Raw genomic sequence first — 16,432 nt, 5'->3', positions numbered from 1 at the left:
TTGCGGCACAATGGTCAACAAAGATAACCTGTGCATAAACCCATTGCCGATAAGTTCCATGAAAAAATCTGTCCTACTTGCCCTCACCTGTAGCTTTAGTGCGGCCCTCATCGGCGCGACCCTTGCCCCAGGCCAAGCCCAAAGCGCCCAAGATCTAGAGGGAAATTACCAACGCAGCGAGAACTCTTCTCTCTATGGCGACACAGATGGCTTTAATCCCTACAATTTGATCCACATGATGCGCTTAGGTAATCGCGATCCGGAGCAATTCCAACAGAGCACCAACTCAAGCCTGGATAATGCCGCGGCCAATTACCGTAACCAGTTGCAAGAATACTGGCGCCAGAGAAGACAGCCAGAACCGGCCACGGCGGAGACGGAAGCAACCGAGATGGTGAATCCCACCAATGGGCTTTAGGCTAAGGGGGCGATTTTTTGGCAAAAACGGTTCTGTTCCCTTGTAATAAATCTATCCTGTCGATGGTTTTCAGTTAGGGTTCTACTGAAAACCATCGATTTTTGTATATTTGGAGACGGCTGGTTTGCAGACTGTGGAGATAGAAATAGTAACTGGCGATCGCCGTCCTTGGCATAAAAGTGACCCATCAGTGGAGCCTATCTCTCGTCATCGCAATCAGCAGATATTTTCTCTGATAAAACCCACCAAAAGTCGAACCTCTGGTTTAGCATAACTATCAAAGCAAAGTATTCTGTCCCGCTTGTGCTTCAATGTGGTCTTGTCGGTGTGAGGAACCCCGTGCCTGCAACAAAGTCATCCCAAACAAATCAACGTCCATCTACAGCAACTCAACCAGCAAAAAAAGTTAAAGCTAAAATTGCTCAAAAGTCTGCAGCAAAAAGACGCCGTCCCCTTTCCCCTTGGCACTGGCTGATGATTTGGTGTGGCTTGACTGGGGTTTCGATTGTCTCAGCAACGGCTGGTGCCCTCTTAGCGGTATCCCTCTCTTCGACGCCTCTCCGACAAACCCCCCTCGCTCCGGAAGAGTTGGATGTTTTTTCTCAAGATGAGGCGATCGCCAAACAATCTCTCCGGCTCCCGGAGCTCACCCGTCCCGTCAATATTTTGCTCCTAGGCACCAAAGTCCTCACCTCCGATGTAAATGATGAAAACAGTGAAGACCTTGGATATCATGCCCTCGTAAATTCCTTTGAAGGGCTGTCGGATACCATGCTGCTGCTGCGATTTGACCCTGCGGCTCAGCGCCTCTCACTCCTGTCGATTCCCCGGGACACCCAAGTCAATATTCCTGGCTATGGCACATCAAAAGTTAACCATGCTAACGCCTACGGTGGGGCCGTTCTCGCCGCCAAAACCGTCAGTGAGACCCTCGGTGGGGTAGAGATTGACCGCTATATCCGGGTCAATGTCCAAGGCATCGGTAAACTAATTGATGCCCTGGGAGGCGTTACGGTGTATGTTCCCCAAGATATGCGCTACCAGGACGATAGCCAACGCCTCTATATCAACCTCCAAAAAGGAGAACAGCACCTAGACGGCGAAAGAGCCCTCCAATTTCTCCGCTTCCGTTACGACGAATTTGGCGATATTGGTCGGGTACAGCGTCAACAAAGTTTAATCCGGGCGGTGCTGGAACAAGGACTAACCCCCAGCAATTTGGTGCGTTTTCCCCAAGTGATGTCGATTATTCAATCCCATATCGATACCAATCTGAGCGTTCAGGAACTAATCGCCTTGGCGGGTTTTGCCTCCCAGGTTGACCGTAGTGATATGCAGATGGTGATGTTGCCGGGAGAATTTAGTGGTGATGGTCGAGATGGTAATGTGAGTTACTGGCTGCCCCATCGCAATAGCATTAGTCGCGTCATGGCCCAGCACTTTGATCTCCAAACGGACTACGCTTCGACTGCGGATATTCCAGCCCCCGGTAATGTGCGCATTGCAATCCAGGACAGCATTGGTAATCCCCAAGCGGTGCGATCGCTTCTAGAGCGTTTAAACGAGGCCGGTTATACGCGGGTATCGATCGCCCGGGATTGGTCAGAACCCCTAGAAAATACCCGCATTGTTGCCCAGCGGGGGGATGATCTGACCGCTTCGGAGATGCGGGCGAACCTTGGGTTTGGGGAAGTGCGTGTCGAAAGTACCGGGGTATTAAACTCTGATATCACAATTCAATTGGGCCGGGATTGGTTGATGTTGGCAGGTAGTGCCCCTAATCGGACGACGACGGTTAATTAGTTAATTAAAAATCGGCGTAAACCTCAAGCCATGCTATGGATTAATCTTGACCTTTGCGGCGGCCATGGTTGCTTTTTCTCTGGCTTCTGTGGCGTCTTTCCCCTTGGCGAGGGCAACACCCATGCGGCGGTAGGGTCGAGAGCTGGGCTTCCCGAATAAACGGATATCGGTATCGGCCACAGCAAGGGCAGCGGCAACCCCAGTGAAGGTGATTTGGTCACTATTCGCGTCTGCAAGAATAACGGCACTGGCAGCAGGGCTGAGGAGTTCGATGGTGGGAATGGGTAGACCTAGAATCGCCCGTAGATGCAGCTCAAATTCGTTTAAATTTTGAGAAATGAGGGTTACCATGCCCGTGTCATGGGGCCGGGGGGACAGTTCAGAAAAAATCACTTCGTCTTTGGTGATGAAAAATTCCACCCCAAAAATCCCCGCGCCACCAAGTTTATCGGTGACTTTCTGGGCGATATCCTGGGCTGCTTGGATTTGGGCTTCGGTCAAGCCCACGGGTTGCCATGATTCTTGGTAGTCGCCCCGTTCTTGGCGGTGGGCGATCGCTGGACAAAAGAGCGTTTCTCCCTGCCACTGGCGGATTGTCAGGAGGGTGATTTCCACCTCGAAGTCGATAAATTCTTCAATAATGATTTTTACGGTATCGCCCCTAGCTCCGGCGATCGCGTAGTCCCAGGCGGTTTCTAACTCTGCGGCTGTTTTCACCACCGATTGCCCTTTGCCAGAGGAGGACATCACTGGTTTGATTACGTTAGGAAAGCCAATGTCTTGCGCAACGGTTTTAAGTTCCTCTAGGCTTGTGGCATAGGCATATTTAGCGGTGCGCAGGCCCAATTCTTCGCTGGCGAGATCCCGGATGCGATCGCGGTTCATGGTGAAATTTGTCGCAGCGGCGGTGGGGATAACGGTGTAGCCTTCTTTTTCCAATTCGATTAATTTTTCGGTGCGGATCGCTTCTACTTCCGGGACGATCAGATCGGGTTGATGTTCGCGAATGACCGCTTCTAGGGCGGCCCCATCGAGCATCGAGATCACCGCTCGCTGGTCGGCTACCTGCATCGCCGGGGCATTGTCATAATGATCGACCGCGATCACGGTATTACCTAATCTCTGGGCGGCGATCGCCACTTCCTTACCGAGTTCTCCGGCGCCCAGGAGCATGATTTTTTTGGGTAATGCGATCGCCATTTCTTTCACCTATTGCCAACAAGAAAACAGGGATATCATACCGTCTTTAGCTGTACACACGCCCCCGCCAAGATTTCGGTTTGCGGCGGGCGGAGAGAAAAATCCGCGCCACGGCAAAGGGGTCAGCGAAAGGAGATAACCAAAATAAGAGGGCACTTTTTCCTGGGCTTAATCGGCGGTCATAGGAACCGGAAATGGCCAGGAGCATCCCGAAGCGTACCAGCAGCAAGAAGAGATTTAGCCCCAACCAAAGGGAGAGAAATAAACCCCTAAAGCCTTCTTCCACAAGGCCAAATAGCAACATCGTCAGGGGAATCGGGAGTCCCTGCACCGCCGTTAATAACCACAACTGGCCCCACAATTCTGTCCGGGAGGTGGCATCTTTTAAATCAAGCGATCGCCCCCATTCTTCCCAGGTTTCCCGCATCCCCTCGTACATCCGCACCTTGATGATGTTCGCCCCATCTAAAAACCCAACTTTGTGCCCTGCTTTGGCAATATTGCGTGCCAGGGTCACATCATCGCAGAAAGAACTGGCCGCCGATTGGTAGCCCCCTACTTTTTCTAAAACCGTGCGCCGACACAGGAAACATTGACCGTTGGCCATCACCGAATCTTGATCCGGTTGGCGAACGCCCGCCACATCGAAGCGAAATAGTAACGTCATCAACAAAGCTGGCTGTAGCCACCACTCCCCAGGCGATCGCAAAATAAACTGGGGCGAGAGGGACACCAGATCAAATCCTTCTTCCTCGGCGGCCTGCAACACACTGGCGATCATTCCCCGTTGGGGCTGGGTATCGGCATCCACGCCGAGAATCCATTCACTCTTTGGGGAACTGTGGGTAAAGCCCCAATGTAAGGCCCAGGGACGGCCCACCCAACCCGTAGGTAAGGGGTCATCAGTGAGTAAACGGAAACGCGGATCTGTCTCCGCTTTAGCTAAAACTTTTGCTCGGGTGCCATCGGTGGAGTTGCTGTCCACAATAAGGATTTCTCGCACCTCATACCCTTGGTGACTGAGGCCATCGAGGCAGGGCTGGATCCGCTCTACCTCATTTAAGCTCGGCACCACCACCGTCACTGAGGCTAAATTTTTCGGTTCAGAGGGTTTCGGGGTGAGGGGCGATCGCCGCACTGCCCCCTTCATTAACCGTGCCAGAACAATCAAGGCCCCACTGCCCTGCCATAACAGCCCCAAAAGGCAAATTAGCCCCAACCATACCGCCGAAAACCCATCCATAACCCAGTTGACCCTAAAAAATAAACAATAAAAACCCCCAAGCTTCACCATGGGGGCAGATATGCGGCACGCGTTCTTTAACGACCAGCGCCCACCGGAATACTGGTGGTCGCCCCATCCATTACCGGAATGGTCATTGTCATATCATTCGCCTTCGGGATGCTGAAGTACAGGGCAATTACTGGGACTAAACCCAGCAAAATCCCCAAGAAAATGGGCGGATAAATGCCACCACCAATGCTCATCATCGTGGCGAAGGTGAAGTTAAACAGATACATCATGAAAGGCAGTTGCAATTGCTCCCGGGACAGCTTTAAGGGCTGCTGACCCCAGAAAAAACTGGCAATGCCCATAAAGATTGCCCCCGTGCCGAACCATCCAGAGAAGTTTTCGTAGGGCATCCCAAAGAAGGGGCCGACCACTTCCCACTCCCAGAAGGGAACCGCAGTTTGGCTCATGCCCGGATCTAAGACAAAATCCCAAGAGGTCAGTAATAAAGCACCAAGGGCGATCGCCACCACAGAATAAATCCAGCGGGGCAAATTGTATCTTTGCAAACCCACCCGAGCGATCAAAAAGCTACTAAAACCTAGATAGAACCAAGAGAGGGGAATGGTAAACGGCACTAAACCTGCAATTTTGTAACCGAGGCCACTGGTGTAGTGGTAGGCCCCAAAGGGAAATCCGGTGCTGGTGCCCAGTAGTTCTGCCGATACAGATATCGTCAAAGCCGGAATCAAAAAAGAAAATAGATACCTCTTTTCTAGGAGGCGATAGGCATAAACCGTCACCGCTGCCATGCCCAGCAACATATACATCACACCGCCGTTTGCCATTGATAAACGAAAGGCAACTTTGCCAAATTCTGGCAAGCTGGCAATAAAATCTGCATTCGGCAACACAAGCAATAAACCTGCAAGACCAAACGCCATGGCTAAACCATGACCCCACAATAAATACTCTTCCGGTTTGAGCTTAAGCTTCATAACTGGCACTGACCTCCTGGCGTCCCTGGGGCGCAAAACTGAACTGAGAAGCAATTGACACTCCCCATAGTTTACAAAAAATTGTAAATAAATCTGTAGATTGGTTACAAAAGCCACATCTCAACCCTACCCCATCCGTACTACTCTTGGGTTAACCTTGGTTTTTTATCCAAAGATTGCCAAGATTTGAATGAGTCCGCTCTAGATGATTCCTGCAAGTGTAATGAAACGAATTCTCGTGGTTGATGATGACCTAATTTTGCAAAAAATTTTAGAAAATCTGCTGCAACAAGCGGGCTATAAGGTGGCGATCGCCTCGTCTGGGGAACAGGGTTTAGAGGTGTGGCCAGAATTTCAACCGGACTTGATCGTTTCCGATGTACGGATGCCAGAGATGGATGGATTTGAGCTCTGTCGCCAGATTCGCGCCCAACCGTCTGGAGATCTGCTCCCATTTTTATTTTTATCAAGCCAAACGGATTTAGAAAATCGTCTCGAAGGTCATTTTTCGGGGGCCGATGACTACATTGCTAAACCCTTTGAAGTGAAAGAGTTATTGGCGAAAATCGAACGTCAACTGGCGCGACTGGAGAAAATCCAATCAGAAATGCAGCGTCTGGCGGAACAAATGCCCCTCCAGGAAGCGCAAAGTGAGCCCAGCCCATTACCGCTGACCCCAGCAGAAATGCGCGTTTTTAGGGAAGTGGTACAGGGATGGACGAATAAGCAAATTAGTGACCATCTCTACGTCAGTCCTCGCACGGTACAGACCCACCTCAGTAGTATTTTAAATAAATTGAATCTGGAAAATCGTTCTCAATTGGTGCGCTTTGCCTATGAAAACGGTTATGAAAAACCAATGGATCTGTCCTAAATCGTCTCTTTCGTTCCCTAGATTTCCCATTTGAGACATGGATTTCTGCTGAGAAGAATGGCAGATTTTAATTTAATTGGGAACGGAAACGATAGACGCTGATCGTGAGGAGAACAACGGCGCAGATAAAGAGGGCCAGAATATTCGGCAAGAGGGAATCGATGGCAACCCCTTTAAGAATTAAGCTACGGGCGATCGCCACATAGTGCCGGAGGGGATCGAGCCACGATAGCACTGTAAAAAATTTTGGCATACTCTCAATGGGGGCGATCGCCCCAGAGAGTTGGATAATCGGCGCATTAAAAAAGAAGGACGTTAAAACAACTTGTTGCTGGGTACGAGACAGGGTAGCGAGCAAAATACCTAAACCGATACTGACAAAAACATAGAGTCCAGAGAGGAGATAAAAAATCAAAAAATCACCCCGGAATGGTAAATGAAAAATAAACCTTCCCATTGCCGAAGCAATTAAAACATCCCCCATTAAAAGAATAAACAATGGCACAATTTTAGCGAGCAAAATTTCTCCGCTAGATGCCGGAGTCATTAACAACTGCTCCAATGTGCCAACATCCTTTTCGCGGATCACGGTAATCGAAGAAATCAATGAACCCGTCAAAGTCAGCACCACCCCAATTACCCCCGGTACAAAGAACCAACTACTGGTCAAACCGGGATTGTACAAGAAACGGCTCTGATTTTCGATTGGCAATGTATTAAAGACGGCATTCTTTTGTTGATTGTAGTGATTAACAATTTGATTCAGATAACCATTGGCAATGCCTGCAGTGTTCGCATCAACCCCATCAATAAAAACTTGTACCTCCGCAGAGCTACCCTGATTTAAGTCCCGATCAAAATTTGGGGGAATAATCAAACCTGCGGTTAATTGACCGTTGCGTACCTTTTGTTGCAATTGAGTTTCGTTTGTCGGGGCCGCAGTAATTTGAAAAATGTCATTTTCAATTAAGGCCGAAACAAATTCGCGACTTTGGGCAGAATTAGCATGGTCTACCAAGCCTAAACTGAGGTGATCTACATTGGGACTGAGAGCCAAACCAAAAACTAATAATTGAATTGTGGGTGGAAAAATGAGAAGAAAAATAGATTGTCGACTTTTAAGAATTTGCTGAATTTCTTTCAGAACTAAAGCCCAGAACCGACCATCAAAAAAACGTTGTAGTAAATTATTTTTTATCACGTTAAATTTACTCCGATAACTGCATTTTTTTCATGGATTTTGTGGCTGCCCGAAAGAGAATTAATCCCATGATGCCAACAATAATTGGCACGTACCAAATACTGCGCCAACCACTGCCCCGCACAAAGGCATCGCGGGTAAGCAAAATATAGTAGCGGGCGGGAATAATATTAGAAAACAAGGATAACGGAAAGGGAATATTTTCAAGGCGATAAATGAAGCCGGAGAGTAAAAAAGAAGTAAGAAAACCTAAAATGGCTGTGCCTTGGACTGCGGCATTTTGGTTGCCGCCCCTGGCACCGATAAATAACCCAAACGACACTGCCGCCGCCAGATAAATCGCTGTGCCGACAAGCAGCGGCATGGGATTGGTTTGTAAGCGGAGATGGAAAAGGAGAAACGAGACGCCCATTACGACAAGGGCTTCGGCGATCGCCACCAGCCAGTAAGCCAGGCCTTTACCCAAAAGCCATTCGGTGGCACTCAGATCCGAGGCGTAGACTTGAATTGCGGTTCCCTGTTCCTTTTCCCGCACCACGGCGATCGCCGCCAGCATTGAAGGAAATACCCAAAAGACGACGCCAAAAATTCCCGGCACAATATATAGGGCTTCCTCACGACCAGGATTAAACCAAATCCTGACCCTGGCACGAATCCCTTCGGGGGGTTGGACATTGGGTAGGGTTTGGCTAAAAAAGTTAGTCACCGCCCGCACACTATTTTGGATAACCCGCGCATTATTCACGTCTGTCCCATCAATGAGCACTTGTACTTTCCCATTGTCCGCCGCCACATCTTCTGCAAATGTTGGGGGAATGACGATGGTCGCTTTGGCGGTGCCTTGATCCAACGACGATAGGGGTGAGGTTCCAGCAAGGGGCGTGGGGATAAATTGATTGGTGGCAAAAAGCCGTTCCACATAGCTGCGACTCAAGGGGGAATTATCGAAATCCTGGATGCTCAGGGGAATATTTTTCGTTTCTAAACGGATCGCATAGCCGTAAATTAATAGCATCCCCAAGGGCAGTACCAACGCTAAGGCAACGGTGAGGCGATCGCGGCTAAACTGTGCCAGTTCCTTTTTTGCTTGGGATAAAATTCGTTGCAGACCCATGGTTTAACGTTATGCCTCCGCCCGTTGCACTGTGCCGATAAAAGCATCTTCGAGGGTAAAGGGAATGGGGCGCTGGCTATAAATTTCAATCCCCTCCTGCTGTAAGGTTTGCTGAATAAAATCTAATTCTTCGGCGGGATGATCTAAAACGAGGTGCAGGCGATCGCCAAAAATGGACACCCGCCAATGATCTAATTTTTCCTTGAGTAAATCCGAACTGCGCTGAATGTGGTTGGTACAAAGCTCAATCAATTGACCCGGTTGCGCCGCCTTAATCTCCGTCGGGGAACCCTGGGCCACAATCTCCCCCGCCACCATAAACGCCATGCGATTACAGTTTTCCGCCTCTTCTAAATAATGGGTCGTCACCAGGACCGCCGTCCCTTGCCCGGCAAAATCCCGAATCAAACGCCAAAATTGCCGCCGTGCCACCGGATCTACCCCCGAAGTCGGTTCATCGAGAAATAAAATATCCGGCTCATGCATCACCGACGCGCCAAATGCCACTCGCTGTTTCCAGCCTCCCGGTAAGCTACCTGTTGTGATTTTTTCTCGACCGAGCAAGCCGCAGGTTTCTAAAACCCAGGTAATTTTTTCCCGCCGCAATTTTCGGGGAATCCCATATACCCCACAGTAAAATTCCAAATTTTGCTGAATCGTTAAGTCATCGTAGAGGGTGAATTTTTGGCTCATGTATCCCAGCCGCGATCGCACTACGGAACGGTGGAAATTTTGCGTTTCTCCGGCCAACTGCATCACCCCTGCCGTTGCAGGGAGTAAGCCGCAGATCATTTTAATCGTGGTGGTTTTACCTGCCCCATTTGCGCCGAGGAGCCCATAAATTTCGCCGTAGTGGACATCGAAGGTGACATTTTTTACCGCCTGAAATTCCCCAAAGGTTTTTTGCAATTGTTGAGCAGAAATTGCGATTTTTAGGGATGCCGATTTGAAATTACCCCGTTTACGGTAATAGGGGAAGGGTTTATATGCGGGATCGGCCCCTTGCTGCCGCAGATGGTTTACAAAGACATTTTCGAGGGTCGGTTCATTGGCCTCCAAGCTTTGCAGTTGAATATTTGCGCTGCCGAAAACTTGGGTAATTTCTTGCCGGGCTTGATTCACATCGGGGGTCAAAATGTCGAGGCGATCGCCAAAGGATTGCACATCCACCACCGTTTCCGGCGCATTTTCTCGCAACAAGTCCGCCGCTGTTACCAGGGGGGCCGCTCGCAGTTCCAGCCGCTGCAAGCCTAAATTGTGTTGTAATTCTTGCAGTGTGCCAAGCTGCTGAATTTTCCCCTCATAAATCAGGGCAATGCGATGACACCGTTCCGCCTCATCCAGATAGGGCGTCGCTGTGACAATCGTTACCCCCTGGGCTGCAATCCCCGCCAGTAAATCCCAAAACTCTCGCCGCGACACCGGATCAACCCCCGTCGTCGGCTCATCGAGCAACAAAATTTTCGGCTGGGCGATCAATGCACAACATAACGCGAGTTTCTGTTTCATTCCCCCTGACAACTGCCGCGCTAAACGATTTGGAAATTGATCCAGGTTCATTAATTTCAGTAAGTGGCGGTGGCGATCGCCAAACTCTTGATCTCCCACATGGCGCAAACCCGCTACATAACGTAGATTTTCTAGGATGCTCAAATCCAGATACAGCGAAAACTGTTGTGTCAAATAACCTACTTCTAAACGGGATTCCTGGGCTGTTTTGCCGAGCATCGTCACCAAGCCAGCCGTTGCCCCCATCACCCCCGCCAAAATCTGGAATGTGCTCGTTTTCCCAGCTCCATCCGGCCCAATCAGGCCAAAAATTTCCCCTGCTTTTACCGAAAAATCGATCCCCCGTACCGCCTCCACCGCACCATAATTTTTCCGCAGTCCCGACACCTGAATCGTCGTTTCCCCGTAGCGCAACCCGTTGTTAAAGGTTGAATGATTATCCGTCGCTGTCATCATCGCTATCGCCGCACATTTTGGGTCGCATCCGTCAAAATCGTCGCATCTGCCGGCATCCCAGGTTTGGCAAACCCGGATTCATTCTCGATTTGCAATTTCAAACCAAAGACCTGGGTGACGCGATCATCCCGAAAATAAATATTCTCCGGCGTAAACGAGGCCTCCGTATCGATCGCCGCCACCGTTGCCCGTAATGGTTCGTCTGGTGCAGAGTCTAAAAACACCGCTGCCCCTTGCCCGATTTGAATCGCCCCTACTTCTTGTTCGGGAATAAAGCCCCGCAGATATACATCCTCTAAATTCACCAGAGTTAACAGGGTTTTCCCCATTGCCACCACTTCCCCTGGTTCAGCAGTGCGCGTCAAAACCACCCCATCGATAGGACTGACCAATTCTAAATCTTTGAGTTTGGCGGCGATTTCGTTGTAATTGGCTTGGGCATTTTGCACTTGGGCTTGGGCAGCACTGAGTTGTGCTTGGCCTTGGGCGAGTTGGGTTTGGAGCCGTTGCACTTGAACAGCCCGGATGTCGGGGTTAAATTGGCTGGCTTGGGTTTGGGTGAGATTTCCTTCAGCGGTCTTCACCTGTTCAGCGGCAGCAGTCACGACGGCGCGGCGAGCATCCAGACTTTCCTTTGTGGCTAAATATTGGGTTTGGGCCTGCTCTAATCGCTGTTGAGAAACCACACCGGATTCGTACAATTCTTGAAAGCGATCGCCATCGGCTTTGGCGAGGGCCAGTTCTGCTTCCAGTTGTTTCACTTGGGCTTGGGCCTGGGCGAGTTGGGCTTGGGCGGCAGCAACATTAGCTTGGGCCGCATTCACCCGCCCGGCGGTGTCATCCTGGGCTTGTCGTTGGGTGAGCTGGGCTTCGATGATCTGATTTTCGATCACAGTGATTTGTAGTTGGGCAAGGTTCACCTGCTGCTGGGCAGCGTTGAGCCTTGCCTGGGCTCCATCTAGGGAAGCTTGTAATTCTGCACTATCAAGGGTAGCGAGGACTTGACCCTTTTGTACTTTGTCTCCCTCCCGGACGGCGATCGCCTCGATGCGGCCACCCACCTTGGCACTGATATTCGTTTCGTAGCCCTCGATGCGGCCGCTGAGTTCAATGCCCTGGGTGACCTCTGGACGGAGTAAATATGTCACCAGAGCAACTCCGAAGCCCCCCACCAAGAGGATCGGCAGCGCGATCAGGAGAATTTTTGGAATGCTCCTTTTTGGGGTCGTTGGGGCGGTAGTCATCACATTCCCAAGGATGGTTAGTCGTCCATCTAACTACCTCTCATTATGGAAGCGATACATGGGGCGATCGCCCACTTCGTAGTATTTCGACAAAGAATCAAGAGGTCTTCCCTGGCACTATCCTTCCCCATAAGCTTCCATGCCCACACAGGAGCAGACTAAGTTCCTGTCACCATAAGCATTATCGATGCGGCCCACCGTCGCCCAGAACTTGTGCTGTTTCAGCCAAGGGGCAGGATAGGCCGCCACCTCACGGGAATAGGGATGCGTCCATTCCCCACAAATAACCGACTCCGCCGTATGGGGCGCATTTTTCACAGGGTTATCCTCTTTAGACATTTCTCCCCGTTCAATTTGCCGGATCTCGTTACGAATGGCAATCATCGCTTCACAAAAACGATCTAACTCTTCTAAGGATTCACTTTCTGTCGGTTCGATCATCATCGTCCCCGCCACAGGCCAGGAAATCGTCGGTGCATGAAAACCATAATCCATCAAGCGTTTCGCCACATCTTCCACGGTGACATCGGCTGATTTACGGAGATCGCGCAGATCGATAATGCATTCATGGGCCACGCAACCATTCATCCCCTTAAATAGCACCGGATAATGGTCATCCAAGCGTTTCGCAATGTAGTTGGCACTGAGGATCGCTACCTTTGTCGCTTTCGTTAAGCCCGCCGCGCCCATCATGGCGATGTACATCCAAGAGATCGGCAGAATACTAGCGCTGCCGTAGGGGGCTGCTGAAATGAAGCCAATATTATCCGCCTTGTCTTCTAATTCGGTTTTCGGTAGATAGGGAACCAAGTGGGCCGCCACCCCAATCGGGCCAACCCCAGGGCCACCGCCCCCGTGGGGAATACAGAAAGTTTTGTGTAAATTCAAATGACATACATCCGCGCCAAAATCCCCCGGACGACAAATCCCCACCATCGCATTCATGTTTGCACCATCGAGATAAACTTGGCCGCCGTTGTCATGGATAATCTGACAAATGTCTTTAATGCCTACTTCAAATACACCGTGAGTTGAAGGATAGGTGACCATCAACGCCGCAAGATTGTCTTGATATTTTTCTGCCTTGGCACGCAGATCCTCAATTTCGATATCCCCCTGACTATTGCAACATTTAATCGGAATTACTTTGAAACCGCACATTACTGCACTGGCTGGGTTTGTGCCGTGGGCCGATTCGGGAATTAAACAGATATTTCGGTGGGCCTCTCCCCGTTTGATGTGATATTGACGAATCACCTGTAACCCCGCATATTCCCCTTGGGATCCGGCGTTGGGTTGTAGAGAGACCCCAGCAAAACCCGTGATCTCAGCGAGCCAATGCTCCAGCTGATCGCACATTTGCTGATAGCCTTTGGTTTGGCTGCGGGGGGCAAAGGGATGGATTTTGCCAAAATTCGCCCAGGTAACAGGCATCATTTCTGCTGTGGCGTTGAGTTTCATCGTGCAGGAACCCAACGGGATCATGGAGGTAGTCAACGATAAATCTTTGCTCTGGAGCTGGTGAATGTAGCGGAGTAATTCTGTTTCGGAACGGTAGCGATTGAATACAGGATCTGTGAGAAAGTCACTGGTACGGGTGATATTTGCTGGTAAATTCAGCACAAAATTTTGCACCAGTTGAGCCTGAGTAAAGGGAACTTCGGCAGCGCTAAAAATGGCCCAAATAGTTTCGATATTGCTGGCTACGGTCGTTTCATCACAACTGATGCCGATACTGCCGTCGGTAAAGTAGCGGAAGTTATACCCCTGGGCTTCAGCGCGTTGACGAATCGCTTGTGCTTGCTCTGCTGTGGTTTGCACTTTAATCGTGTCGAAGATGGGCTCACGATTGACCACAAAGCCGAGTTTGTCTAAGCCCATCGCCAAAATTTGCGTCTGCTGCTGCACCTGGGCGGCGATCGCCTTGAGTCCTTCTGCCCCGTGGTAGACCCCATACATTGCGGCCATTACCGCCAGAAGGACTTGGGCCGTACAAATGTTGCTGGTCGCCTTATCCCGCCGGATGTGTTGTTCACGGGTTTGCAGCGCCAGCCGTAATGCTGGTTGACCTTGACTATCCCTCGAGACCCCGACGATCCGTCCCGGAATTTGCCGTTGATACTCGGCTTTTGTGGCGAAATAGGCCGCATGGGGGCCGCCATAACCAAGGGGCACACCAAAGCGTTGACTGGTACCCACGGCAATATCTGCCCCCATTTCCCCGGGGGGAGTGAGTAAACAGAGGCTTAACAGGTCCGCCGCGACCGTGGCGATCGCCTGTTGGCCATGGGCTTTTTGGATAAAGTCGCGATAATCAAAAATGCTCCCATCCGTCGCCGGATATTGCAGCAGCACCCCAAATACATCATCGGTAATCTCAAAGGTGCGGTGGTCGGCGATCGCCACCTTAATATTCAACGGAATCGCTCGGGTTTTGATCACTTCAATGGTCTGTGGGTGACACAATTCCGACACAAAAAACGTATTTGCCTGCTTCTTCTTGCAGAGCCCATAGCTCATCGCCATCGCTTCGGCCGCCGCCGTACCTTCATCCAACAACGATGCATTCGCAATCTCTAGGCCGGTCAGTTCAACAATCATCGTCTGGAAATTGAGCAGCGCCTCTAGCCGGCCCTGGGCAATTTCCGCTTGATAGGGGGTGTAGGCTGTGTACCAACCCGGATTTTCTAAAATATTGCGCTGGATCACCGGGGGCGTTACACAGTCGTAATAGCCCATGCCAATGAAATTTTTATAGACTTGGTTTTTTTGGGCGATCGCCCAAAAAGCCTGTAGAGCCTCCTGTTCACTCTGGGCTGCGGGGAGATCCAGGTCTAGTGGCTGTCGAATCTTTACAGGGATTGCTTGATCGATCAGTTCATCTAAAGAGCCATAACCCAAAAATGCGAGCATGTGAGCCGCCGCTTTATCCCTGATCCCCAAATGACGCTGGACAAACGAAAAATTCTCGAGGGTACGAGTCAAGGTCGGTAACTGTTGCAAATTAACCATGAAATCACCAGAAAAAAGCAGGCTGAGGCACTCCAACTATCATAGGCAAAAATTCCCCTGGCCCACCATTCTTGACATGGTTCCTAATATGGAATCAGTGCCCCAACAACTCTGATTCCCAGGTCAAAGCACCACTTTGCAAATTGCCTTCAACTGGTATGAGATAATAGGCGTGACATGATACGTTTTTTCACTTTTCCCAAGACGGAGGCCTAACATCTCGTGACAACTGTTTTAGTCATTGAAGATGAGCTTAGTGTTCTAGGCATCCTGCGAGATATGCTGACCGTTGAGGGCTTTGATGTCATTACGGCCACCAATGGTCAAATTGGCCTCGAAACCGCCTTGAAGCAACTTCCAGATCTGATCATCTGCGATGTCAATCTCCCCCTTTTAGATGGTTACGGAGTTCTCCAAAAACTCCATGACAATCCAACCACCACGACCATTCCCTTTATTTTTCTTTCGGCACGTGCCTCCCGATCTGCCCAACGGCAGGGGATGGATTTGGGGGCCGACGACTATATTCCCAAACCATTTACCCGCGAGGAGCTCCTCAGTGCCATCCAGGGGCGCTTGAACCGTCGCAAAGGGCTGGCGCAACATTCGGCTCAACAGCTAGAACAGTTGCGGCGGAGTTTGACCATGGCTCTACCCCATGAGCTACGCACGCCCCTCCAAGGGATTATGACGTCTGCCGAACTTCTGGGAGAGTTTTGGGAAACTTTAGATCGGCAAGAAATTCGAGAAATCAGTGACAGTATCCGAATTTCTGCCAGTCGCCTCCATGATTTGATCCAAAAATTTTTGTTGTATACAAAACTCGATCTGGCCACCCATGACCCGGAAGAGTTTCACCGTTGGTATGGTCAGGTAACGGAAAGGAGTGATCATTTGATTCGCACCCTTGCTCAACAAATTGCCCATCGTTATCAACGCGATGGTGACCTCAAATTGGAGTTGTGTCCAGCTCATGTATTAGTGTCAGAGAAGTGGCTGGCGACTCTCATTAAGGAAATTATTGATAACGCGTTTAAGTTTTCTGAGCATTTGGCCGAATGTCAGAGTTCTGTTTTAGTCAAAAGTCGTATCAATGGAGAGGTTTGGCAATTAGCGGTCAAGGACCGGGGCCGGGGGATGACGCCGGAGCAGGTACGCACCATGGGCGCTTATATGCAGTTCGATCGCCAGCAATATGAGCAGCAGGGTACGGGCCTGGGGTTGGCGATCGCCGAGCGAATCGCAAAAATCTATAATGGGACGGTGACGATTAAGAGTAATGTAGGGTTAGGAACTACGGTAATCATCACGTTTCCGACGCGTAAAGCGGAACAAATTTCCCTAAAAAGCCGCCTCAGTTAGTGCCCATTGT

Annotated in this window: 12 protein-coding genes; 4 read left to right on the top strand and 8 right to left on the bottom strand. The window is 50.3% G+C overall.

Going from position 1 to position 16,432, the window contains the following annotated elements; genetic code table 11:
• The first annotated feature begins 58 nt into the window (after positions 1-58).
• Entirely contained in the window at positions 59-418 is a 360-nt protein-coding gene (locus ACZ45B_RS10535; RefSeq protein ID WP_024546121.1) for a hypothetical protein, read from the top strand.
• 474 nt (positions 419-892) lie between these two features.
• Positions 893-2,221, top strand: coding sequence for an LCP family protein (locus ACZ45B_RS10530; protein ID WP_148293433.1), 1,329 nt, complete (start codon positions 893-895; stop codon positions 2,219-2,221).
• A 33-nt stretch (positions 2,222-2,254) separates the two neighbouring features.
• Here the strand turns inward: ACZ45B_RS10530 and purT are convergent, their stop codons facing one another.
• From purT to cruF, 3 genes are all read right to left on the bottom strand, one after another.
• Entirely contained in the window at positions 2,255-3,421 is a 1,167-nt protein-coding gene (gene purT, locus ACZ45B_RS10525; protein ID WP_024546123.1) for a formate-dependent phosphoribosylglycinamide formyltransferase, read from the bottom strand.
• A gap of 46 nt (positions 3,422-3,467) precedes the next feature.
• Positions 3,468-4,664 carry a 2'-O-glycosyltransferase CruG gene (gene cruG, locus ACZ45B_RS10520; protein WP_024546124.1) on the bottom strand — a complete coding sequence of 399 codons (1,197 nt, stop codon included), beginning with the start codon at positions 4,662-4,664 and terminating at the stop codon, positions 3,468-3,470.
• Positions 4,665-4,741: 77 nt separating this feature from the next.
• Entirely contained in the window at positions 4,742-5,650 is a 909-nt protein-coding gene (gene cruF / locus ACZ45B_RS10515) for a gamma-carotene 1'-hydroxylase CruF (RefSeq protein ID WP_024546125.1), read from the bottom strand.
• Between the two features lie 223 nt (positions 5,651-5,873).
• Between cruF and ACZ45B_RS10510 the strand changes: the two genes are divergently transcribed.
• Entirely contained in the window at positions 5,874-6,524 is a 651-nt protein-coding gene (locus tag ACZ45B_RS10510; protein WP_464674867.1) for a response regulator transcription factor, read from the top strand.
• 67 nt (positions 6,525-6,591) lie between these two features.
• Here the strand turns inward: ACZ45B_RS10510 and ACZ45B_RS10505 are convergent, their stop codons facing one another.
• The 5 genes from ACZ45B_RS10505 to gcvP all read right to left on the bottom strand — a co-directional run bounded on the left by ACZ45B_RS10505 (position 6,592) and on the right by gcvP (position 15,060).
• Complete coding sequence (locus tag ACZ45B_RS10505; protein WP_236612470.1) at positions 6,592-7,725, bottom strand: ABC transporter permease; 1,134 nt, start codon at positions 7,723-7,725, stop codon at positions 6,592-6,594.
• 7 nt (positions 7,726-7,732) lie between these two features.
• Positions 7,733-8,839, bottom strand: a complete 1,107-nt coding sequence (locus ACZ45B_RS10500; RefSeq protein ID WP_081699656.1) for an ABC transporter permease — start codon at positions 8,837-8,839, stop codon at positions 7,733-7,735.
• Between the two features lie 9 nt (positions 8,840-8,848).
• Entirely contained in the window at positions 8,849-10,804 is a 1,956-nt protein-coding gene (locus ACZ45B_RS10495) for an ATP-binding cassette domain-containing protein (protein ID WP_236612471.1), read from the bottom strand.
• Between the two features lie 2 nt (positions 10,805-10,806).
• Positions 10,807-12,048 (bottom strand): HlyD family secretion protein, encoded by a 1,242-nt coding sequence (locus tag ACZ45B_RS10490; protein ID WP_024546129.1) that lies wholly within the window; start codon positions 12,046-12,048, stop codon positions 10,807-10,809.
• 117 nt (positions 12,049-12,165) lie between these two features.
• Positions 12,166-15,060, bottom strand: a complete 2,895-nt coding sequence (gcvP, locus tag ACZ45B_RS10485; RefSeq protein ID WP_024546130.1) for an aminomethyl-transferring glycine dehydrogenase — start codon at positions 15,058-15,060, stop codon at positions 12,166-12,168.
• A gap of 222 nt (positions 15,061-15,282) precedes the next feature.
• Between gcvP and ACZ45B_RS10480 the strand changes: the two genes are divergently transcribed.
• Positions 15,283-16,422, top strand: a complete 1,140-nt coding sequence (locus tag ACZ45B_RS10480) for a hybrid sensor histidine kinase/response regulator (RefSeq protein WP_024546131.1) — start codon at positions 15,283-15,285, stop codon at positions 16,420-16,422.
• Positions 16,423-16,432: the final 10 nt, after the last annotated feature.

The sequence above is a fragment of the Picosynechococcus sp. NKBG15041c genome, assembly GCF_055380235.1.
The sequence above is the reverse complement of the archived record's forward strand: the minus strand, read 5'-3'. Positions and strand labels throughout refer to the sequence as shown.